The 1,179-nt window shown below is 72.9% G+C and carries 2 protein-coding genes; both read left to right on the top strand.

Annotated features, from left to right (window positions below):
* Positions 1–44: 44 nt before the first annotated feature.
* Positions 45–269 (top strand): hypothetical protein, encoded by a 225-nt coding sequence (locus CNO22_RS27135; protein ID WP_198588649.1) that lies wholly within the window; start codon positions 45–47, stop codon positions 267–269.
* Between the two features lie 75 nt (positions 270–344).
* Positions 345–1,106 (top strand): VOC family protein, encoded by a 762-nt coding sequence (locus CNO22_RS27130; RefSeq protein ID WP_100502313.1) that lies wholly within the window; start codon positions 345–347, stop codon positions 1,104–1,106.
* Positions 1,107–1,179 lie beyond the last annotated feature (73 nt).

Genomic DNA, 1,179 nt, shown 5'->3' with positions numbered 1-1,179 from the left:
TAGTTACGGACGTGCCTGTATGTTCGGGAGAGGTTATTTCGACAGTGGCAGATGGTGAAGAGAGCCAGGGGTACGGCCGCGGCGGCGTGGACCTCGGCAGCCTGGTGCTGGGCGGGATCCTCTTCGGCGGCGGCGGTGCCGGCGGCTACGGCGGCCCCTACGGGGGCGGGGGCTTCGGCGGCGGGGGTGTGCCCCGCGGCGGCGGCCGGCGACCGGGCAGCTTCGGCGGCTCGCGCAGCCGCGGTCGCTCCGGCGGCGGGCGGTTCTGAGCGGCGTCCCCAGGACCCCGGGAACTGTCGGTCCCCGGTGCGACGGTGTCCTCCCCCACCCGAAGAGGAGGAGCGATGCCCACTCGCAACACCCCGTGGCCGGCCGGCACCCCCTGCTGGATCGACTACGGCGCCTCGGAGATCGACGCCGCCAAGGACTTCTACGGCCGCCTGTTCGGCTGGGAGTTCGAGGGCGGTGACCCCGAGTACGGCGGGTACCTCAACGCCACCCGCAACGGCGAGCCGGCCGCCGGCCTCGGCCCGCTGATGAACCCGGGCGACTCCCCGGGCTGGACGACGTACTTCGCGACCGACGACGCCGCGGCCACGGCGGCCCGCATCCGGGAGGCCGGCGGCACCGTCGTCGTGGAGCCCATGGAGGTCGGGCCGATGGGCACGATGGTCATCGCCGCCGACCCGCAGGGCAACGCCTTCGGCCTGTGGCAGTCCGGGCAGCACACCGGGTACCGGATCTTCGACGAGCACGGGTCGCTGGTGTGGAGCGAGGCCGCGGTCGACGACCCGGCAGCCGCTCGGGAGTTCTACTCGGCGGTCTTCGGGTTCACCTACGCCGAGGTGCCCGGCGCGGAGGGGTACACGACCTTCGCGATCGAGGATCGCATGCTCGGCGGCCTGGGCGGTCACCAGCCGGGCTCCCCGAAGGGCTGGACGGTCTGCTTCGCCGTCGACTCCACCGACGACGCCGTCGCCACCGTCGAGTCCGGCGGCGGCAAGGTCACGATGGCGCCGATGGACACCGAGTACGGGCGCTTCGCCGTGGTGGAGGACCCGTGGGGTGCCCCGCTGTCGGTCATGCAGGCACCTCCGGAGGGGTGAGGTCGGCCCCCCTGCAGGTGGAAGGACCCCCTCCTCCCCACCGCTCGTGGAAGGACCCCGCTTATACACCACT

It is taken from the genome of Geodermatophilus chilensis, assembly GCF_002802985.1.
Taxonomy (GTDB): domain Bacteria; phylum Actinomycetota; class Actinomycetes; order Mycobacteriales; family Geodermatophilaceae; genus Geodermatophilus; species Geodermatophilus chilensis.
The sequence above is the reverse complement of the archived record's forward strand: the minus strand, read 5'-3'. Positions and strand labels throughout refer to the sequence as shown.